This is a genomic window from Alcanivorax sp. 1008, from assembly GCF_020667895.1.
Taxonomy (GTDB): domain Bacteria; phylum Pseudomonadota; class Gammaproteobacteria; order Pseudomonadales; family Alcanivoracaceae; genus PGZG01.
On the sequence record NZ_JAFMPS010000010.1, the window covers coordinates 58,333 to 77,923 of the forward strand.

General features: G+C 55.4%; 21 protein-coding genes. 4 read left to right on the forward strand and 17 right to left on the reverse strand.

Annotated elements, in window-relative coordinates; all coding sequences use genetic code 11:
• Window positions 1-71: 71 nt before the first annotated feature.
• Window positions 72-1,259 carry a family 16 glycoside hydrolase gene (locus tag J1C54_RS11810; RefSeq protein WP_229147983.1) on the reverse strand — a complete coding sequence of 396 codons (1,188 nt, stop codon included), beginning with the start codon at window positions 1,257-1,259 and terminating at the stop codon, window positions 72-74.
• A 365-nt stretch (window positions 1,260-1,624) separates the two neighbouring features.
• Between J1C54_RS11810 and J1C54_RS11815 the strand changes: the two genes are divergently transcribed.
• Complete coding sequence (locus tag J1C54_RS11815; protein ID WP_229147984.1) at window positions 1,625-3,151, forward strand: adenylate/guanylate cyclase domain-containing protein; 1,527 nt, start codon at window positions 1,625-1,627, stop codon at window positions 3,149-3,151.
• Window positions 3,138-4,166: a hypothetical protein gene (locus tag J1C54_RS11820; RefSeq protein WP_229147985.1), complete on the forward strand. Its 1,029-nt coding sequence runs from the start codon at window positions 3,138-3,140 to the stop codon at window positions 4,164-4,166. The genes J1C54_RS11815 and J1C54_RS11820 overlap by 14 nt, the downstream gene beginning before the upstream one ends.
• A gap of 40 nt (window positions 4,167-4,206) precedes the next feature.
• On the opposite strand, the gene J1C54_RS11825 is transcribed toward J1C54_RS11820, so the two are convergent.
• The 5 genes from J1C54_RS11825 to ssb form a co-directional block, all read right to left on the reverse strand.
• Complete coding sequence (locus J1C54_RS11825; protein ID WP_229147987.1) at window positions 4,207-5,169, reverse strand: FHA domain-containing protein; 963 nt, start codon at window positions 5,167-5,169, stop codon at window positions 4,207-4,209.
• A 131-nt stretch (window positions 5,170-5,300) separates the two neighbouring features.
• On the reverse strand, window positions 5,301-7,355 hold the full coding sequence (gene gspD, locus J1C54_RS11830; protein ID WP_229147988.1) for a type II secretion system secretin GspD: 2,055 nt from the start codon (window positions 7,353-7,355) through the stop codon (window positions 5,301-5,303).
• 11 nt (window positions 7,356-7,366) lie between these two features.
• Window positions 7,367-8,260, reverse strand: a complete 894-nt coding sequence (locus J1C54_RS11835) for a type II secretion system protein N (RefSeq protein WP_229148162.1) — start codon at window positions 8,258-8,260, stop codon at window positions 7,367-7,369.
• A 43-nt stretch (window positions 8,261-8,303) separates the two neighbouring features.
• A complete protein-coding gene (locus tag J1C54_RS11840; RefSeq protein WP_229147991.1) occupies window positions 8,304-9,014 on the reverse strand; it encodes a type II secretion system protein N in 711 nt (236 codons plus the stop codon).
• A gap of 14 nt (window positions 9,015-9,028) precedes the next feature.
• Window positions 9,029-9,502: a single-stranded DNA-binding protein gene (ssb, locus tag J1C54_RS11845; protein ID WP_229147992.1), complete on the reverse strand. Its 474-nt coding sequence runs from the start codon at window positions 9,500-9,502 to the stop codon at window positions 9,029-9,031.
• A gap of 300 nt (window positions 9,503-9,802) precedes the next feature.
• Here ssb and J1C54_RS11850 point away from each other — a divergent pair, with 300 nt between their 5' ends.
• Entirely contained in the window at window positions 9,803-10,453 is a 651-nt protein-coding gene (locus J1C54_RS11850; RefSeq protein ID WP_229147993.1) for a LuxR C-terminal-related transcriptional regulator, read from the forward strand.
• A gap of 151 nt (window positions 10,454-10,604) precedes the next feature.
• A complete protein-coding gene (gene uvrA, locus J1C54_RS11855; RefSeq protein ID WP_229147996.1) occupies window positions 10,605-13,421 on the forward strand; it encodes an excinuclease ABC subunit UvrA in 2,817 nt (938 codons plus the stop codon).
• 139 nt (window positions 13,422-13,560) lie between these two features.
• On the opposite strand, the gene rplQ is transcribed toward uvrA, so the two are convergent.
• From rplQ to rplR, 11 genes are all read right to left on the reverse strand, one after another.
• A complete protein-coding gene (gene rplQ / locus J1C54_RS11860; RefSeq protein ID WP_229147999.1) occupies window positions 13,561-13,947 on the reverse strand; it encodes a 50S ribosomal protein L17 in 387 nt (128 codons plus the stop codon).
• Between the two features lie 48 nt (window positions 13,948-13,995).
• Window positions 13,996-15,003, reverse strand: a complete 1,008-nt coding sequence (gene rpoA, locus J1C54_RS11865) for a DNA-directed RNA polymerase subunit alpha (RefSeq protein WP_229148001.1) — start codon at window positions 15,001-15,003, stop codon at window positions 13,996-13,998.
• A gap of 20 nt (window positions 15,004-15,023) precedes the next feature.
• Window positions 15,024-15,650, reverse strand: coding sequence for a 30S ribosomal protein S4 (rpsD, locus tag J1C54_RS11870; RefSeq protein ID WP_229148004.1), 627 nt, complete (start codon window positions 15,648-15,650; stop codon window positions 15,024-15,026).
• 15 nt (window positions 15,651-15,665) lie between these two features.
• The gene (gene rpsK / locus J1C54_RS11875; protein ID WP_229148010.1) at window positions 15,666-16,058 is read right to left on the reverse strand and encodes a 30S ribosomal protein S11; all 393 of its coding nucleotides are present in this window, start codon (window positions 16,056-16,058) and stop codon (window positions 15,666-15,668) included.
• A gap of 26 nt (window positions 16,059-16,084) precedes the next feature.
• Window positions 16,085-16,441, reverse strand: coding sequence for a 30S ribosomal protein S13 (gene rpsM / locus J1C54_RS11880; protein ID WP_229148012.1), 357 nt, complete (start codon window positions 16,439-16,441; stop codon window positions 16,085-16,087).
• A gap of 114 nt (window positions 16,442-16,555) precedes the next feature.
• Window positions 16,556-16,672 carry a 50S ribosomal protein L36 gene (gene rpmJ, locus J1C54_RS11885; RefSeq protein WP_229148013.1) on the reverse strand — a complete coding sequence of 39 codons (117 nt, stop codon included), beginning with the start codon at window positions 16,670-16,672 and terminating at the stop codon, window positions 16,556-16,558.
• 21 nt (window positions 16,673-16,693) lie between these two features.
• Window positions 16,694-18,070 (reverse strand): preprotein translocase subunit SecY, encoded by a 1,377-nt coding sequence (secY, locus tag J1C54_RS11890; RefSeq protein WP_229148027.1) that lies wholly within the window; start codon window positions 18,068-18,070, stop codon window positions 16,694-16,696.
• A gap of 8 nt (window positions 18,071-18,078) precedes the next feature.
• Window positions 18,079-18,513, reverse strand: coding sequence for a 50S ribosomal protein L15 (gene rplO, locus J1C54_RS11895; protein ID WP_229148029.1), 435 nt, complete (start codon window positions 18,511-18,513; stop codon window positions 18,079-18,081).
• A 2-nt stretch (window positions 18,514-18,515) separates the two neighbouring features.
• Window positions 18,516-18,695, reverse strand: coding sequence for a 50S ribosomal protein L30 (rpmD, locus tag J1C54_RS11900; RefSeq protein ID WP_229148033.1), 180 nt, complete (start codon window positions 18,693-18,695; stop codon window positions 18,516-18,518).
• Window positions 18,696-18,721: 26 nt separating this feature from the next.
• Window positions 18,722-19,219: a 30S ribosomal protein S5 gene (gene rpsE, locus J1C54_RS11905; protein WP_229148039.1), complete on the reverse strand. Its 498-nt coding sequence runs from the start codon at window positions 19,217-19,219 to the stop codon at window positions 18,722-18,724.
• Window positions 19,220-19,230: 11 nt separating this feature from the next.
• Window positions 19,231-19,581 carry a 50S ribosomal protein L18 gene (gene rplR, locus J1C54_RS11910; protein WP_229148043.1) on the reverse strand — a complete coding sequence of 117 codons (351 nt, stop codon included), beginning with the start codon at window positions 19,579-19,581 and terminating at the stop codon, window positions 19,231-19,233.
• Window positions 19,582-19,591 lie beyond the last annotated feature (10 nt).

The window sequence follows — 19,591 nt, forward strand, 5'->3', positions numbered from 1 at the left end:
CCTTCATAACAGGGTGGTGCCGCCATAATGGAAACTTACTCAAGCATGGATTTTACAGCCATGACGGGATATCAGAATTCCCGGAAATGCACTCCACGATATTGCATGCGCAGTGCATCTTGCTCCTTGGAGGGGAGCATCAAAAGAGGGAAAGGTGCCAATGGACCGGCCAAACCCCAGTCATGTCTGTTCTCAAAAGGATTCTTCGATACATGCAGCTGGAATGAAATCCTGCCTGGACGGGAAACACCGCACTCACGGTTTTTTCCAAGGTAACATTTTTTCCACCACCACTCGTAATAGTGCGGCTCTGCGTTTCGCAAGATAACGCGACCATTCAATGCCGTGGTGACCCTGCCGTCCTCATAACGGATATACAGAGTATTCCACTGACCACCACTCTTGTAGGGATGATCTGCGCGGCTTCTTATTCCCTCTGCCCTTAATACTGAGAGCGCCTGATCCTCTCTCATATATACACGACTACCAAGCTGGGGCGAATGAGTCTTCGGGGTCAACCACTGGTAAGAGTCGCGTGTCTCATCGAATATGAGACCAGTACGCATTGGACCAGGGTCTATGTCCCACGGTACGAGACGCCGCTGGGGCTCCACTGCGTGGACATCAACTTGCGGACCATTCATCCAACCACCCTGGGGCAGGCCGAACGGAAGCATAGACTGTATCTCAAAAATATTCGGAGCACGGTTCGGGTTATCCGCACTTGCAGGCTGCCATTGTGAGGCGAATTGAATTCCACTATTCCCCTGATTCCCCTCCAGCGCACGAAACTGGGTAATAAACTCGAAGTTCCCTTCAAATTGATTGCTATACTCCAAATTGATGTATCCGTGCCCTTCACCTGACAGAATCGCCTTTCCTCTGGTATCGATCTCAATAGCCTGATCTTGGCGGTTGTAAGTAATACCATGCTCTGCATATCGCGACCGCGGCAGAGGGGCGTAGTATTCACTTCCCTTGCCGGTGACATATACGTTCCAGTATTTTTCAAAATCGTTATAAAAATTAAACCTCTCCCAGCCACCATACTGGCCGCCAGGCGCACAGGAAGACTGCCATACCTCACTGCAATCGTAGTCTGGCACTCCTACGGAGGCTGCAAGAACATATCCCGATAACGCTGTGGATATTAGCGGTGCAATTAGGAACCTAAAAAAATAGGAACAAATATTATTCATTCTTCCTGCTTGTTTCATAATTCGGATCTCCCCAGATACAGCACCTGAATTTTTACGCATAATTTTCTACCCACTATGTGAGCGTTCTATGCCGGGCTTAGCTGTTCGGCGAGTGGATTAAAATCGGTTCCATAGCCGCTTTCCGCCACCTTTTAACAAATGCCTGCGGCTGGCTATCGAGTAACTGAAAATACATGCCTGACAATAAGTGGAAGGAATGATGGCAGAGGACAGAGTCCATACAAACGCACTAGCAGAAAGTCAGGGCAGGTATCACCACGGATAAGGCGCTGGAGCGGCATATTTGGTGAGCTTCGCGGAAGTGCGCATCTGCCCACAAAGGGCTATTATCGATAACTTGCCATGCGGTCTTGTGTGCTGGCGTGGCACCCGGCACAGGATCAGTTCGGGTACGGAGGGACACCATGGCTGGCAGTACAGCAGGATCACATCAGACGGGAGCGCGCATCAGACAGAAGCTCAGTAACGTGCGTCGCAACCTCAGTGACGGCATAGCGCCGCTACTACCCGAGTATTTCCCGGTTGCCTGGAAACTGGGCCTGTCAATTTCCATCATGATCCTGCTTGGCATGGCCGTTCTGGGCAGCGTTCTTATGAACAGCCAGCTCTCCAGAATGCAGAATCAGGCAGATGAATTTGGCGGTACACTCGCCCAGCAACTGGCTGACACGACCCGCGAGCCACTGCTGGCAGAGGATCGCTTCAGCGTCAACATTATTCTCGGCAACCTGCTGCAAAGTGAGTCACTACATGGTGCCGCCTTGTTCGACAGTAATGGTGTGCTGATTGAGCAGGTAGGCTCATTGCCAAAGGACATTCTGCCCACCGCCAATAGCAACATGCTGCGCTGGCAAAATGGTGCAGAGCTGCTAACCACTTACTTCGCTCCGGTAAAAGTGAATGAACTGACCGCAGGCCATGCCGCAATCAGCCTTTCCCGGGCGCCAATTGATGCGGCCAGAGAGGAAGTACGACAAACCATTCTTACCGCCACCATGGTGATGAGCCTGATCGCCATTATCGTAGCGTTCCTGGTCAGCCGTCGCCTGTCTCGGCCTATCCACGACCTGCTGGAAGCGGCCACCGCCTTACGCGCTGGCAATCTGGAGTTTCGCCTATCCGACCGGCGCAATGATGAGATCGGCCAGCTGGTTGATGCCTACCACAATATGGCATCCGGTTTACTGGAAAAAAGCCAGGTCGAAAAGGTCTTGTCGCGCTTTGTCAGTCCGACTGTTGCGAAGAAAATGATGTCAGACCTCAAGCAGGTTTCTCTGGGCGGCCGTGAGGTGGAAGCCACAGTTGTGTTCGCTGACATTGTTGGCTTCACTCGCCTGTCAGAAAGCATTGCACCAGACGCAGTGGCTGAATTGCTCAACGCCTACTTCGATGCAATCTCCATGGCCGCTACTTTCTACCGCGGCACCATTGATAAATACATGGGTGACTGTGCCATGATAATTTTTGGCATACCCGAAGACGACTCCGAGCACAGCTATCACGGCCTATGCTGTGCAATCATGATCCAGCGGTTAGTTGATCGGCTAAACGTCCTGCGCAGCAGCCAGGGCCTGACCACGGTAAATTTCCGCATCGGCATCAACACCGGCACCATGCTGGCAGGCAACCTTGGCTCCCACGACAGGATGCAGTACACCGTCGTTGGTGACGCTGTGAATCTTGCCTCGCGACTATCCAACATGGCTGGGGCGGGAGAAGTGGTTGCCTGTTCTGAAATGGTAACCAAGCCCAATATTCAGTCGCGCGTACGGATACGCCAATCCGGTGCCATGCGCGTTCGAGGCCGCTCGGAATCGGTGAATACCTTTATCGTTGAGGGGGTTCATGCCCAATCAGAAACGCTGATGGAACAACGCATTGCAACTTTTATCAATCAACTTATGGACTTGCATCTTCGTGCAACTGAATAAATTCGTCACTCTGTTAAGCGTACTGCTCTTTAGCGGATGCACCCATCAGGCGCTGATGGAGTCTGATCTAAACAGCGAGCTGGGCAGCGCCCGAAGCAATGCGCAATACGCAAAGGCGCTAAGTATCATTAGAAAAACGCCAGACGAGCATCCTCAGTATCAGCTCATTCAACAGCAACGAGAAGCGGTGCTCAATGAGATTACTCTGCACCTGCAAGGGCGAATTGCGGAGGCTGACAGACTGACCCGAAGCGGTCGCTGGCAAGAGGCATTTAGCCTGATCAGTGATCTGGACAAGCAGTGGCGCGGCAACGAAGACATTACTGCCGCTCGACAAACACTGGAACACCGCCGACATCAACGGCTGCAGCAACTACGCGCTGACCTGCTATCGTCAGAGGCTGATTGGCTTCTAGCCCATAGAAGCAGCATTAACCAACTGGAAACGCTAGCCAACCGGCAAGCGGACAATTTGGCCAGCCAAATCCAGCATAGACAGTCGGACTTGGCTGATGAAATGTCTCAACTAGGTTATTTCTTTGCAGAACAAAATGACTGGCGGCGCACCCAAGTACTACTTGGCGGTGCCCGGAAGCTGCGGGATTCGGAGGAGTATGATCCGCTACTCACGGAGGCAGAAAGGCAACTGGCTGGCGCCGCTCACCGGCGTGAACAGGCCGCCAGTGCGCGTACCCAGCAGCGCGCCAATGCGCTGATTGAAGCATATCGAAAATCAGACTCCATCAATGACCTGGTTACCGCCCGCGACTACCTGCAGAAAAACAATGAGGATGGCAGCCTGGATGAAATAGCCTCCGACCTGGAGAGTCTGTGCCGGGAACGCTTCGATCAGGGAGTGCGCAAGGGCGATCGCCTTTATGCGGCAGGCAATTATCCTGAGGCAGAAAAAACATGGCAGGAAGTCTTACCTTTGTATCCAGGCGATGGTGACTTATCAGGAAAAATTCAGCGGGTACAGCGCGTGCTGAGCAACTTACAGAACCTGAAGCGCTGAGCCCCATCCCAACGCAGTGAGACAGGGCTCAGAAACAGTATCAGCCCAGTAGCATCCACGCAGCCACAGCGGCAACTGCCAAAGCGCCTATGCCTGCGATCATCACACCCTTGGACTTTGCAGGTTCTGGCTGTGCCACCGGATTGGCCACCGGGCGCGGCGCCGGCTTGGCGGCAACAGGACGAGCCGGCTGCGGAGGTGGAGCAGCCGGTTTAGCAGGAGTGGCACCCGCAGCGGGCTGCGCTGATACAGACACGGCAGGCCTGAACATGGTTTTATCACCACCTTCCTGCTCCGCAACTACAGGGGCTTCTGGCGCTTCAACCTGGAAAACCAGCGTATCAAAACGCAACTCATCCCCAGGGTTGACCACCCCCTCCTGAACCTTACGCCGATTGACGTAGGTACCATTCGACGAGCCCAGATCCTTGACATGCAAACGGCCACTCTGGAAATAAAGCTCAGCATGCTGCCTGGATACATGGGTGCCCGGTAGCACGATGTCGCAGCCCTGTGAGCGCCCCAGAATAGCTCGGCCCGTGGGCGGGATGGGAAATGCCTCCCCGGCGATGGAACCGGTTTTACCTCGCAGCAGCCAGCCCACCGGTACGCCACCCACACCAGGGCCGCTACCTGGACGCACTGACGCATTGAGCCCCTGCAGGGCAGGAGAAATTGCAGTCGCCGAATCCTCAGGCTGGGCTTTAAGCTGCTCCTTCGGATCAACCAGATGCAGCTCTGAAGTGTTCAGCCGAAGCACGTCACCAGCACGTAACTGGGTCCGCGCCTTTATCTGCTTGCCATTAACGAAGGTGCCGGTAATGCTGCCAGCATCGGTGATAAATATCCGGTCGTCGTCCTCGACGCGAAGCTCGGCGTGGAAATTACTGATGCCGTCCTCATCCAGAACGATATCGTTGGACTTATCCCGCCCCATGGAATAACGGGAATCCACCAGCCAGATAGCAGCCTTACTATGGTCCTTGAATTGCAGCTTGAGCATATTCCCTTCAACTCCATGCCAGATACGGTCTACTGACCGGGCGCTGTACCCCTAATGCCTTAACCAGACTCGAATATACGGGACATTCGGCACCAATGTGAACACCATATGGCCAGCCAAATGCCATCAAATTACTCGGACTCCGGCTCAGACTCCTCCCCTTCAGCCGACATGTCGGCTGAAGGATGGCGGTTTCCAAGCCAGTGCTTCATCTCCTCCGGCACAGGACGCCGCCCCTCAAACAGCTGGTCAACATCAGCCGGCAATGGATCCCGCGTCGTTCTCTTTAGCTCGCCGTCGTCGTCTACCCGGAATTGCAACGTGGTAATCCCCAGGTAGCGCTGCCTTGCAATGCTGACGTTATCACCTCGATCGCTAATAATAGTCGGCCGCAGGAATACCATCAGATTACGCTTAACCCGCTGAGTACTGGTGGAACGGAACAACACCCCCAACACGGGAATGCTACCCAGAATCGGCACTTTCCGAACAGTTTTTTCATTATCGTCGCGGATCAGACCACCCAGCACGACGGTTTCCATATTATCCGCCAGCACCGTGGTATTAATGGAGCGCTTCGAGGTAATGATATCGGCGGCATTGACCCCGGTAACCGAGCCCTCTACCGCAGACACTTCCTGTTCAAGGACCAACCTGACGGAATTAGGCCCGGCAAGATGAGGCGTAACCTTAAGAGTAATACCAACATCCTCTCGCTGGATGGTGGTAAAGGGGTTGGTCACACCTGCACTGGCACTAGTGCTTTGCCCGGTGACAAACGGCACATTCTGGCCGACGATGATTGACGCTTCCTGATTATCAAGTGTGGTTATGCTGGGCGTGGAAAGCAGATTAACCGCCTTGCTTGAAGCCAGAGCCTGAAGGAAACCACCCCAACGCAGGTTGCCATCACTACCCAATTCTCCGCCACCGATGGTGACGCCATCCCCTAGAGTAGTGGTCGGCTGTCCCGAGATTGCGCTACCGATGACATCATTGAGGCTGATACCGAAGTTGGAGAAATTCACCCCGCCAACCCCGGTTTCCGGATCCCCGGCAGCCCATTGGAAGCCAAGGTTAAGGCCATTGTCGCCACCCACTTCCACGATCGCCGCCTCAATCAGGATCTGCGCCCGGCGCACATCCAGTTGGGCGATTACGTTACGCAGCTCATTCATTAGCGCCGGCTCGGCACGAATGATCAAAGCATTCAGCGACTCATCCGCCTGAATGGATACTTTACCCGCTGCAGCCGGAGCCTTATCCGCGCCACCGGCAGGCGCGGCGCCATCAACAAAGCTCTTCAGCAATTCTGCAGTGGTCTTGGCATCCGCATTAGCCAACCGGATAACCTGAACTCCGCTGCCTTGGTCCTGGGGCACATCCATTTCCATAACCAGTGAGCGCACCCGATCCCGTGCTTCGCGATCACCCTTAACGATCAATCTGTTAGTTCGCTCATCGGCAACCAGTGTGACACTGGAGGGCTGATCCTTACGCTTGCCGCCGCGCTCGGGAATAAGGTTTTCCAGCACCTTGATCAGGTCTGCCGCCCAGGCATGCTCCAACGGAATCATCTCAACTTCCTGAGAGTCCGCGTTATCCAGCAAGGCGAGAATGGCCTCCATACGCACAATATTATCCGCATGATCACTGATAATAAGAGCGTTGGCAGAGCTCACCGAAGCCAGATGGCCGTACTGAGGCACTAGCGGCCGTAATACCGGCACCAGCTCATCAACCGGTGAGTTAAGTACCGGGATAACCCGGGTAATCAGCTCTTCACCCTTTATGTTGCGCGACTGCGTCAAGGGCAGATTGCTCTGCTTGGCTGTAGTGTTATTGACGATCTTGACCACATCACCTGCCGGTACGGCGGCATAGCCATGTACCTGAAGTACCGACAAGAACAACTCGTAGACTTCCTCCGCAGACAAGGCCTGCCGAGAGATGACCGTCACATCCCGACTCCTTACCCGCGGGTCGACGACAAAACTCTTGCCGGTCATTTCCGCCACTTGGGTGATAAATGCCTGTAAATCCGCATTACGGATATTCACCGTCCAGGTTTTGCCATCAGCCGCAGGCTGCGCTACGGTCTCGGACCACAGCGGCGAGCTGAGACTCACCATCAACACCAGTACAGTGACTCGTTTTACTATTGTTGCTACTACCTTAGTTGCCATCGCCCAGATTCCTACGGCGGATAATTCACAGTGAAGCGCTGTGCGCCACGTTGTACCACGATGCTTGCTGCACCAGTGTTACGGAACTCTTCCAGAGCAGCGAGATCACTGCCCTCTTGGCCAAGAGTATGACCATTCACAGACACGATCACATCGCCGGTCCGCAAACCAATTTGCTGGAGGATCTGCCGAGGGGCGCCGGCACCGATTTGATAGCCTTCCCCGTCACTGGGCTCCAGTCCCATTTGCTGAATAATCATCTGGCGCTGGGCTGAGGCATCGTCAGGCAACCCTAGCTCTGCAGTCTGCTCTTGCGGCGACACTCGAGCGGCCGGGCGCGACTCCATATTTCGTCGATCCAGACGCGGCCGAGTCTGGGCTGCCTGAGAAGTAGAGGCAACGCCACCAAGCTCTGCCTCTTTCAAACGAAGCGCCTCTCGCTGACCTGCACGCAGCAAAATCACCCTATCCGCCAGAATCTCCTCTAGCGTAGCATTGCCGGGCAAACGATCGCCCACCCGGAACAATTCTCCCTCTTTGCCCTGCTCTGCGATGATGGCTCCGGCCTGAGCACTCTCAGGGTGTTGGAACAGACCTAACAGCTCGAGCCGAAGACGAGTATCCGGGGCAGACTCCACCGAAACCACATTTTCTCGCTCACCGGGCTGACCAAATACCTCCCAGGCGCGAATACGATCCAGATTCACAGTGGCCACGCGAGCGGAGCTATCAACGCTTATCACCGGCATATTATCCCCGGCTACCGGCGCCGACGGGCCACTGGCCATCAGCCAGAAGGTATCTGCAATCCACCAGGCCAGCCAGACTGCAAGCAACAACGCCAGCAACATTTGCGCAGGACGCTCCACACGGGAAAGTTGACGGGAGACGGAATCCGGGTTCATCACTAGGCGGGTCGCATCCGTGTCATTATGATTTTCATTATCGTTACTGCACCAACTGCTGACTGGTTTCAAATACTACATCATCGGCGCTGCCGCCCTGACTAAAGCCGAGCAAGGCGGGCCACGACCGATAGACGCGCAAGCGAGCATTGTCCCTATCGAGCGCCCCATCCGCCAGAAGTTCTCCCTCGGGCGAGTAAACCTCGACCACCGCCGCCTCCCCTTGCTGACGTAGCGTACCTTGCAACGGCGGCAATGTGGCGCCCTGGCCGGCGGCCCAGGACACATAGCCGCCAGTATAGCCAAGGTTGCCCTGCGCGCCGGCAGGCCCCTCGTCCGTCCACTGGAGTGACAGCCCGCGCAGCGACAGATTGCCCTCCGCAGAGATGTTTGGCATTCCCGCAATCAGGGGGGCAAGAGGCGCCGCAACGTCTACGTTTATCAGCTCCACACCGCTGCCACCACTACCTAACCAGCCACTGGCGACGATGTCTCCAGAGAGTGCAAACTCAACCCCGGGCACCAGACCACGCCAGTCAACCTGCCAGTGCAATACACCACGCAGTTGTTGCCACTGCCAGCCGGCTCCGCCATCCCATAAGCGGCCCTCAACACGGACAACCCGCAACGGCGCCTGCCCCAGCATCACACCATCAAGCGGCCCGATAACCGGTTTCGCCGGGATCAGCCATACCACCCAGACAAGCACCGATAACAGCAGCAGCGCCAGCCACCAGACTGGTTTCAGAAGCATAGGCTCTATGTTCCTTAGAACGGAATATCGTCGTCAAAGTCGCCGGACGGCGCCGCATAGCCGCCGCTCGCGGCTGCCGGCGCCGCCGCTGGGGCAGAGGAGGCTGGTGCCGAATAGCCCTGGCGGGACTGGCCAGCGCTGGCTCCGTCACTGCGACCATCCAGCATCTGCATATCGCTGACTACAATCTCGGTGGTGTAGCGATCCTGCCCATCCTGACCCTGCCATTTGCGAGTACGCAGACTGCCCTCGACATAGACCTTGCTACCTTTCTTGAGGTACTCGCCGGCAATTTCGGCGAGCTTGTTGAAGAACACCACTCGGTGCCACTCGGTGCGCTCCTGCTGCTGCCCGGTCTGCTTATCCTTCCACGACTCGGATGTAGCCAGGCTGACATTGGTCACCGCACCGCCGCTGGGCAGAAATTTGGTTTCCGGGTCATTTCCGAGGTTGCCAATCAGAATTACCTTGTTGATACCGCGCGCCATGCCATTACTCCGTCAGTCCGTGCCGCATTAAGGCTGGTTATTGTGTCAGGTTTGCGTCAGCGGTGCATCGTACCCGATAGATGGGCCAAGTGCGCCCATCCCGTTGAGGCGGGTGCGCTTCTGGCAGGGATAGCGTCCGCCTTCAACGCCCAATGGTCAAAGGGCATGTGGCCAGGTCCGGTACAAATTGAACCTTGGGGCAACTGATGATAGATTCCCTCTGTTCACCGTTTATTCTTAGCCCGGCTCAGTTGAGTGGGGGGGCTGCGGTGTCACTGGAATACTCCCGGATGGATGGCTATGACTGATTTGGACACACAACAACAAGTATATGTCGTCGGCGGACAGCATCTGCAAAACTCATTGCTAGCAGAATTTCTTAACAAGCAGGGACTGCCTGCAACTGCTCTACGTCGCGTTGAGGAGATCTCAGCAGATCAGGTTCGCAGCCTTGAGCAGACACTGGTGCTTGGAGACTTCAACACTATCGATATCAACACCCTGATCAGCCATTTGATGGAAATTGATCAGGAAGTGGTTGGCGATTTGCTCATAGGCATTTTCAATGTTGATGATGAAGACTCTCTGTCCCGCCTTGCAGGTCTGCCCATGGTGAACGGTGGTTTCCTGCATGACTGCCCGCAGGATCACCTGCTCAAGGGTGTGCGGGCGATGATGGAAAACGAGCTGTGGCTACCACGCAAGGTTTTGCAGCAGTACCTGATGAAATCACGTGGCTTTAACAAAACCTTTGCTCGCAGCGAAGTCACGCTGACAGATCGCGAAGTTGAGGTGCTTAAAGTGCTGGCGACTGGCGCGAAAAACTCAGATATTGCTCGCAGCTTGAGCCTTAGTCCGCACACCATCAAGACTCACATCTACAATATTTTCAAAAAGATCAACGCATCAAATCGCCTGCAAGCTGTTAACTGGGCACAGGAAAACCTGTGACCCATTAGCACCTTAATCAGACGCCCCAAAAGAGCCGGCCTTAGCCGGTTTTTTTTGGGCCTGATTTTGTACTGTTAGTGCTTGCTCCTCATAGTGCCTTCACAGCAAATCGCCTATACTGTCCTGTCATTTTGACCAGTAGTTATCCCCCATGGACAAGATCCTGGTTCGCGGTGCTCGCACCCACAACCTGAAAAATATCGACATCGACATTCCCCGAGACAAACTGGTAGTGATTACCGGCCTATCTGGCTCGGGAAAGTCATCACTTGCATTTGATACTCTTTACGCAGAAGGTCAGCGACGCTATGTCGAGTCACTTTCGACCTACGCTCGCCAGTTCCTGTCGATGATGGAAAAGCCTGACGTTGACCATATAGAAGGCCTGTCTCCCGCCATTTCCATCGAACAAAAGTCCACCAGCCATAATCCGCGTTCTACTGTTGGCACAATTACTGAAATCTACGATTACCTGCGCCTACTGTACGCCCGCGCAGGCGAACCACGCTGCCCAACACATGAAGTGGAGTTGGCCGCACAGACCGTCAGCCAGATGGTCGACCAGGTAATGGACATGGCAGAAGGCAGTAAACTAATGCTGCTGGCACCGGTTGTGCGGGATAAAAAGGGCGAACACCTCGCACTATTTGACCAGCTGCGTGCACGGGGATTTATTCGCGCACGCATTGATGGTCGCGTGCATGAACTTGATGATGCTCCTGAGCTGGACAAAAACAAGAAGCACACCATTGAGGTAGTGGTTGATCGCTTCAAGGTGCGCAGCGATCTTTCCAACCGCCTTGCGGAATCATTCGAGACCGCACTGGAGCTGGCTGACGGTATTGCCGTAATTGCCCCGATGGAGGGCAGTGGTGAAGAGATCGTGTTCTCCGCTCGATTCGCCTGCCCACACTGCGGCTATTCCATACCGGATCTCGAGCCACGATTGTTTTCTTTCAACAATCCGGCCGGGGCCTGCCCCAGCTGTGATGGGCTTGGCGTAAAGCAGTACTTTGACGAGGATAAGGTCATTGTCTCGGATGAGCTTTCTTTGGCAGAAGGAGCGATTAGAGGATGGGATCGTCGCAATGTCTATTATTTCCAGATGCTCACCTCGCTGGCGGAGTTTCTTGGCATAGACATCGACAAACCTTTCAAGAAACTCAGTAAAACAATGCGTCAAAAGGTTCTCTACGGCACAGGCACGGATGTCGTGGAGTTTCGCTACCTGAATGATCGGGGTGACGTTGTGTTACGCCGCCACCCCTTTGAAGGCATCGTGCCAAATATGGAGCGCCGGTATCGGGAGACCGAATCGGAGAGCGTGCGCGAAGACCTCGCCAGCTACATGAGCACTTCGCGCTGCCCCGACTGCGGCGGATCGCGCCTGCGGGAGACTGCTCGCCATGTCTTTATCGACAATCGTCCACTACCAGACCTGGTGGCTCTCCCCGTTGGCAAGGCATTCAGTTATTTCACTGAGCTGGCATTACCTGGACACCGCGGCCAGATTGCCGAAAAGATTCTCAAAGAAATTCGTGATCGGTTGCAATTTTTGGTCAATGTCGGCCTGGAGTACCTGACACTTGCTCGTAATGCAGACACCCTATCTGGCGGAGAGGCTCAGCGAATACGACTGGCATCACAGATTGGCGCCGGCCTTGTTGGGGTAATGTATGTCCTTGACGAGCCTTCCATCGGCCTGCACCAGCGCGATAACGAGCGCCTGCTGGCCACACTGACGCGGCTACGCGATCTCGGCAATACCGTGTTGGTCGTGGAGCACGATGAAGAAGCCATTATGCTGGCCGACTATGTTATCGACATCGGCCCCGGCGCAGGCGTCCATGGCGGCGAGGTGGTTGCTCAGGGTAGCGCGGCACAGATTATGGGTAGCGCCCGCTCCTTGACCGGTGACTACCTGTCCAAGCGCAAACAAATAAGCGGCCCCAAGCAGCGTAGCGCGCCAAGCAAAAGCTGGCTGACTCTGCATGGAGCCAGCGGTAACAACCTGAAGAATGCCACCCTGAAAGTCCCGGTGGGCCTGATGACCTGCGTGACCGGGGTGTCCGGATCAGGCAAGTCGACGCTAATTAACGCCACCTTGTACCCGCTAGCGGCGACCAGCTTAAATGGTGCCACTTTGCTAAAGCCAGCCCCGTACACCAAAGTCGAGGGGCTGGAGCACTTTGACAAGGTTATCGATATTGACCAGAGCCCGATTGGCCGCACGCCGCGCTCCAATCCAGCAACCTACACAGGACTATTTACCCCTATCCGAGACCTGTTTGCGGGCACCCAGGAAGCTCGGTCCCGTGGATACAAGACCGGCCGCTTCAGCTTCAATGTGCGCGGAGGGCGCTGTGAGGCCTGCCAGGGCGACGGGGTCATCAAGGTCGAGATGCACTTTCTTGCCGACATCTATGTGCCCTGCGAGGTGTGTGGCGGAAAGCGCTACAACCGCGAGACACTGGAGATCCTATATAAAGGTAAGAACATCCATCAGATACTGGGCATGACGGTGGAAGATGCTCGAGAGTTCTTCGATGCGGTGCCTGCACTGGCAAGAAAACTACAGACGCTGATTGACGTGGGACTAAGCTATATCACTCTGGGTCAATCAGCGACGACCCTTTCCGGGGGCGAGGCGCAACGCATCAAGCTGGCACGCGAGCTATCCAAGCGCGACACCGGCCGGACCCTGTACATTCTCGATGAGCCAACCACCGGACTTCACTTCCATGATATTCAGCAGCTGCTAAACGTTCTGTTCCGGCTGCGCGATCAGGGCAATACCATTGTTGTGATCGAGCACAATCTGGATGTCATCAAAACGGCGGACTGGATTGTCGACCTTGGCCCCGAAGGAGGTGATGGAGGAGGCCAAATTATCGCCGAAGGCCCCCCGGAAAAAGTAGCAGCTAGCAAGACGTCCCACACCGGCCGCTTTCTTAAGGCAGTGCTATAAAGCCAGAGCACGCGTTGCCGGGCATTGTTGCTCTGGCAACGCCTCGCCCAACTGGCTACCTGCACACTAAACCAGACATCAATAAGACAAAAAGCCGGGCAATGCCCGGCTTTTCGTCAACACCTGTGGTCAGTACTACTTACTCTGCCTCAGCAGCCGCAGTCGTATCAGGGCGGTCTACAAGCTCTACATACGCCATAGGTGCATTGTCGCCAGTACGGTAGCCCATCTTCAGGACACGCATATAGCCGCCTGGACGGCTGGCATAGCGCGGGCCCAGCTCATTGAAAAGGATGCCTACAGCTTCCTTCGAGCGGGTACGAGCAAACGCCAGCCGGCGATTAGCAACCGAGTCTACCTTAGCCAAAGTAATTAACGGCTCAGCGACGCTGCGCAGCTCCTTGGCTTTCGGCAAGGTTGTCTTAATGGCACCGTGTTCGATCAGCGACACCGCCATATTACGCAGCATGGCCTGGCGGTGGGCACTGGTGCGGTTAAACTTTCTGCCGCTTTTGCGATGACGCATGGTTCTGTTCCTTTGCTAACGGGCGCCAGTGGCGCCCAGTCAATTCAATTAACGCAGTCGGTTGGTCAGGCGATCATCTTCACGCAAACTGACCGGCGGCCAGCTCTCAAGGCGCATGCCCAGAGACAGGCCCTTGGAGGCCAGTACGTCCTTGATCTCGGTGAGCGACTTCTTACCCAGATTCGGGGTTTTCAGCAGCTCAACCTCGGTGCGCTGAACCAGATCACCGATGTAATAAATATTCTCTGCCTTCAGGCAGTTGGCCGAACGTACGGTCAGCTCAAGGTCGTCAACCGGACGAAGCAGGATTGGATCCACCTCTTCGCGGTGCTCTTTCTTCTCGACCTTACGCTCCTGCTCCAGATCCACAAACACGGCAATCTGTTGCTGCAGGATAGTGGCAGCCCGGCGGATCGCCTCTTCCGGCTGGATAGTCCCGTTAGTTTCCAGATCGATCACAAGACGGTCCAGATCGGTACGCTGCTCTACACGGGCAGCTTCCACCACATAAGCAACGCGCAGCACCGGGCTATAGCTGGCATCAAGCTGCAGGCGACCAATACCACGGGTCTCATCGTCTTCGGAGCGACGGGAATCTGCAGCAACATAGCCGCGACCCTTGGTAATCTTAAGCTTCATGTGCAGGTCAGTATCACCATTGATGGTACAAATCAGGTGATCAGGATTGATAATCTCAACACTGTGATCACGCTGAATATCACCAGCGGTAACCGGGCCCTTGCCCTTCTTATTAAGCTCTAGCACCGCTTCTTCGCGGTCTTCCATGCGCAGAGCAATGCCCTTCAGGTTCAGCAGGATGTTGATCACATCTTCCTGAACGCCTTCAATGGCAGAATACTCGTGCTCAACACCATTGATCTCAACTTCGGTAATCGCACAGCCCGGCATACTGGAAAGCAGAATGCGGCGCAGGGCGGAACCGAGGGTATGACCGAACCCGCGCTCAAGCGGTTCAAGAACCACTTTGGCGTGAGTCGGCGTAACGGCATTGACCGCGATAGCGCGCGGAGTCAGAAAATCGTTCACGGCGGTCATGAAAATCCCTCAGGCTGTGCTTACTTCGAGTAAAGCTCGACGATCAGGTTCTCGTTGATCTCGGCCGGCAGGTCAACGCGCTCTGGACGGGCCTTGTAAGTCCCTTCCAGACCTTTCTCGTTGACTTCGATCCATGGCGCAAATCCACGCTGCTGAGCCAGTTCCATTGCGCTCTTTACACGCAGCTGGTTCTTGGACTTTTCGCGCACACAAACTACATCACCCGGTTGTACCTGATAAGAGGCAACATTTACCGAGCGGCCATTTACCAAAATGGCGCGATGGCTAACCAGCTGACGCGCTTCCGAGCGAGTCGAACCGAAGCCCATGCGGTAGACGACGTTATCCAAGCGGCTTTCCAACAGCTGAAGCAGAGCTTCACCAGTGGCACCACGGCTGGCCGACGCCTTCTTGTAATAATTACGGAACTGCTTTTCCAGCACACCATACATGCGGCGTACTTTCTGCTTCTCGCGCAGCTGAACGCCATAGTCAGACAGACGACCGCCACGACGGGAGGCGGCTGCAAAACCAGGAAGCTGATCTGCCTTACACTTCGAGTCGAGCGGACGAATACCACTCTTCAGGAACAGATCCGTGCCTTCGCGACGGGACAGTCTGCACTTCGGACCTAGATATCTTGCCATGCTTTCTTACTCCCGTTACACGCGACGCTTTTTGGCCGGACGGCAGCCATTATGCGGAATCGGCGTCACGTCCTGAATGCTGGTGATCTTGTAGCCACAGGCGTGCAGCGCACGTACTGACGACTCACGACCAGGGCCTGGGCCCTTGACACGGACTTCAAGGTTCTTCAAACCGTAGTCCTTGGCTGCGTTACCCGCGTTCTCTGCTGCAACCTGAGCAGCAAAAGGGGTGCTTTTACGCGAGCCACGGAACCCGGCACCACCAGAGGTCGCCCAGGAAAGAGCATTCCCCTGACGATCTGTAATGGTGATGATAGTGTTATTGAAGGACGCGTGTACGTGCGCAATCCCGTCCGCTACGGTACGGGTTACCTTCTTCCGACGTGCGCCACTGTCTTTTTTCGCCATGATACGTGCCTACCTGGACTCAGGACTTATTTGCGAATCGGTTTCCGCGGACCTTTACGGGTCCGGGCATTAGTTTTGGTACGCTGTCCACGCACCGGCAAGCCGCGACGATGACGAATGCCACGGAAGCACCCGAGATCCATCAACCGCTTGATGTTCATACTTACTTCCCGACGCAGGTCACCCTCGACCGGCAGCTTCGCTACTTCGCCACGCAGGGCGTCGAGCTGTGCTTCTGACAGATCACGCACCTTGGTGGTGGGGTCAATGCCAGTAGAAGCACAAAGCTTCTTAGCCGTGGTATTGCCGACGCCAAAAATATAGGTCAGCGAAATAACCGCGTGCTTGTTGTCAGGGATGTTAACGCCTGCAATACGGGCCATCCGAATATCTCCGATTTACACTCTACTTGCCGATTCTTGGGTACAGCCGAAGGGCGGCGATACTATCGTCTGAACCGACGGATTTCAACCTGTGCGTGATTCCGGGGTCCGGAATCAGCCCTGGCGCTGCTTGTGACGCGGTTCTGCGGCGCAGATCACCATCACCCGACCTTTACGGCGGACAATCTTGCACTGACGGCACACCGTCTTCACCGAAGCCTGTACTTTCATTGCCTTAGCCTCTTCTCTGAATCAGCGCACCAGACCGGTGCTGCCATAACCTTTCATATTGGACTTCTTCATCAGCTTCTCGTACTGAGTGGACATCAGATGAGCATTCACCTGACTCCAGAAGTCCATCACCACTACCACCACGATCAACAGCGAGGTGCCGCCGAGATAGAAGGGCACATTCCATGCCGCCTGCAAGAAGATCGGCAACAGACATACCAGTGACATGTATGCAGCACCAATCAAAGTCAGACGTCCCATAACCGTGTCGATATAACGGGCAGACTGCTCACCTGGGCGAATCCCCGGAATATAAGCACCGGACTTCTTCAGGTTGTCCGCCACGTCCTTCGGGTTGAACATCAAAGCCGTATAGAAGTAGCAGAAAAACACAATCCCGGCGGTGAACAGCAGAATATATAGCGGGGTACCAGGTTGCAGGGCATCGGTAACACCGCGCAATACACCGGACCAGGCAGAATCACCACCAGCACTACCAAACCACTGACTAATGGAGGCTGGGAAAAGCAGGATTGAGCTGGCAAAAATCGCCGGGATAACGCCCGCCATGTTCACTTTAAGTGGCAAGTGACTCTGCTGAGCAGAGTAAATCTTGCGGCCTTCCTGACGACGAGCGTGATTTACCGTGATACGGCGCTGGCCTCTCTCGACAAATACCACCCCGTAGATCACCGCGATGGCAATCGCGAGAACCAACAGCATCACCAGCAGGTTGATCTCCCCCTGACGGGCAGACTCAAACAACTGGACTACTGCACCTGGCAGGCCAACTACAATACCCGCGAAGATAATCATGGAAATGCCGTTGCCAATACCACGCTCGGTAATCTGCTCACCCAGCCACATAAGGAATACAGTTCCGGTAACCAGCGATGTCACGGCAACGAAATAAAACGATGCCAACGCCAAACCGCCACCATCTCCGACCAGACTTGCGCCCTGACTATGCAGGCCCGCAGCCACACCGAACGATTGGATCAGAGCCAGCACCACGGTCAAATAGCGGGTGTACTGGGTGATCTTGCGGCGACCGGACTCACCTTCCTTGCGCAGCTGCTCAAGGGTAGGAACCACCGCCGTCATTAACTGGATAACAATGCTCGCAGAGATATACGGCATGATGCCCAGCGCAAAAATACTCATCATCTCCAGCGCACCGCCAGAGAACATGTTAAACAGGCCAAGGAAGGTGTCCCGGTTGTCATCGAACAGGCGCGCCCAAGCATCCGGATTAATTCCCGGAACCGGAATATGCGCGCCAATCCTGAACACCACCAGAGCCCCGAGCAGGAAACCAATGCGCTTCCATAGCTGCCGCATAGCGGAGCTGTCAGGGCTGGTTCCGTTCGGCAGACTCTGGGCTTGATTCCTGGCCATGCTTATACTTACTCCTCGACCTTGCCGCCGGCAGCTTCAATAGCCGCTCGCGCACCTTTGGTCACTGCAATACCACGCACGGTAACAGCCCGCTCGATGGTGCCGCTCAGGATAATCCGAGCACGCACCATGTCATGACGGACAACGTTGCATGCCTTCAAAGCGGCCAGATCTACCACGTCCGCAGAAATCTTAGCCAGCTCTCCCAGACGCACCTCGGCAGTGCCGGCAGCCATCTTGGATTTAAAACCAAACTTCGGCAAACGACGCTGCAGCGGCATCTGGCCGCCTTCAAAACCTGGCTTGATGGAGCCGCCAGAGCGAGCTGTCTGACCTTTATGGCCGTGACCACCGGTCTTGCCAAGGCCGCTACCGATACCACGACCGAGACGCTTAGGTGCGCTTTTGGCACCAGCTGCGGGACGCAATTCGTTAAGACGCATGATTACGCTCCTTCAACCTGGACCATGAAATAAACTTTACCGATCATGCCACGCACAGCCGGAGTGTCTTCAAGCTCGACGGTGTGGCCGATACGACGCAGGCCCAAGCCACGCAGGGTCGCCTTCTGGGCTTGCACTCTGCCGTTGCTGCTCTTGGTCTGAGTAACTTTAATCTTCGCCATTGTTCTGTTCCCGTTACAGCCAGGCCTCAGCCCAGGATCTCTTCTACGGTCTTGCCACGCTTGGCTGCTACCTGCTCCGGCGAGGACATGCTTTTCAGACCTTCATAGGTGGCCCGTACAACGTTGACCGGATTGGTCGAGCCGTAGCACTTGGCCAGTACGTTCTGAACACCTGCCACTTCCAGCACGGCGCGCATGGCACCACCGGCAATAACACCAGTACCTTCTGAGGCTGGCTGCATGTACACCTTTGAGGCACCATGGGCGGCTCGGATCGGGTGCTGCAGAGTAGAGCCGGCAAGCTCCACCTGAATCATGTTGCGGCGAGCAGCTTCCAGAGCTTTCTGGATAGCAGCCGGCACTTCGCGAGCCTTGCCACGGCCGAAACCGATGCGACCTTTACCATCACCGACTACCGTCAGTGCGGTGAAAGAGAAGATGCGGCCGCCTTTGACCACCTTGGCCACCCGGTTCACCTGAACCAGCTTTTCCTGCAGACCTTCGTTGGGATCAACCTTTGCCATAAACCGCACCCTTAGAATTCAAGCCCGTTTTCACGCGCGGCGTCAGCCAGCGCTTTAACCCGGCCGTGATACCGGAACCCGGAGCGGTCGAAAGCCACACGGGCAATACCCGCTGCCTTGCCGCGCTCGGCAATCAATTTACCCACCGCAGAAGCGGCGTCAGCATTGCCGGTCGCTCCACCACGCAGATCTTTCTCAACGGTCGAGGCCGAAGCCAGCACCGTGTCGCCACTGGCGCTGATGATCTGTGCATAGATGTGACGCGGAGTACGAAACACACAAAGACGCTCAACACCCTGACCACGAATCTTTGTCCGGGTGCGCAATGCTCTGCGCAAACGCTGCTCTTTCTTGTCTTTCATCGCTTCAATC

Coding starts and splice junctions, on each gene's coding strand:
- J1C54_RS11810 (WP_229147983.1), bottom strand. CDS start 1,259: ATGCGTAAAAATTCAGGTGCTGTATCTGGGGAGATCCGAATTATGAAA.
- J1C54_RS11815 (WP_229147984.1), top strand. CDS start 1,625: ATGGCTGGCAGTACAGCAGGATCACATCAGACGGGAGCGCGCATCAGA.
- J1C54_RS11825 (WP_229147987.1), bottom strand. CDS start 5,169: ATGCTCAAGCTGCAATTCAAGGACCATAGTAAGGCTGCTATCTGGCTG.
- gspD (WP_229147988.1), bottom strand. CDS start 7,355: ATGGCAACTAAGGTAGTAGCAACAATAGTAAAACGAGTCACTGTACTG.
- J1C54_RS11835 (WP_229148162.1), bottom strand. CDS start 8,260: ATGAACCCGGATTCCGTCTCCCGTCAACTTTCCCGTGTGGAGCGTCCT.
- J1C54_RS11840 (WP_229147991.1), bottom strand. CDS start 9,014: ATGCTTCTGAAACCAGTCTGGTGGCTGGCGCTGCTGCTGTTATCGGTG.
- ssb (WP_229147992.1), bottom strand. CDS start 9,502: ATGGCGCGCGGTATCAACAAGGTAATTCTGATTGGCAACCTCGGAAAT.
- J1C54_RS11850 (WP_229147993.1), top strand. CDS start 9,803: ATGACTGATTTGGACACACAACAACAAGTATATGTCGTCGGCGGACAG.
- uvrA (WP_229147996.1), top strand. CDS start 10,605: ATGGACAAGATCCTGGTTCGCGGTGCTCGCACCCACAACCTGAAAAAT.
- rplQ (WP_229147999.1), bottom strand. CDS start 13,947: ATGCGTCATCGCAAAAGCGGCAGAAAGTTTAACCGCACCAGTGCCCAC.
- rpoA (WP_229148001.1), bottom strand. CDS start 15,003: ATGACCGCCGTGAACGATTTTCTGACTCCGCGCGCTATCGCGGTCAAT.
- rpsD (WP_229148004.1), bottom strand. CDS start 15,650: ATGGCAAGATATCTAGGTCCGAAGTGCAGACTGTCCCGTCGCGAAGGC.
- rpsK (WP_229148010.1), bottom strand. CDS start 16,058: ATGGCGAAAAAAGACAGTGGCGCACGTCGGAAGAAGGTAACCCGTACC.
- rpsM (WP_229148012.1), bottom strand. CDS start 16,441: ATGGCCCGTATTGCAGGCGTTAACATCCCTGACAACAAGCACGCGGTT.
- rpmJ (WP_229148013.1), bottom strand. CDS start 16,672: ATGAAAGTACAGGCTTCGGTGAAGACGGTGTGCCGTCAGTGCAAGATT.
- secY (WP_229148027.1), bottom strand. CDS start 18,070: ATGGCCAGGAATCAAGCCCAGAGTCTGCCGAACGGAACCAGCCCTGAC.
- rplO (WP_229148029.1), bottom strand. CDS start 18,513: ATGCGTCTTAACGAATTGCGTCCCGCAGCTGGTGCCAAAAGCGCACCT.
- rpmD (WP_229148033.1), bottom strand. CDS start 18,695: ATGGCGAAGATTAAAGTTACTCAGACCAAGAGCAGCAACGGCAGAGTG.
- rpsE (WP_229148039.1), bottom strand. CDS start 19,219: ATGGCAAAGGTTGATCCCAACGAAGGTCTGCAGGAAAAGCTGGTTCAG.
- rplR (WP_229148043.1), bottom strand. CDS start 19,581: ATGAAAGACAAGAAAGAGCAGCGTTTGCGCAGAGCATTGCGCACCCGG.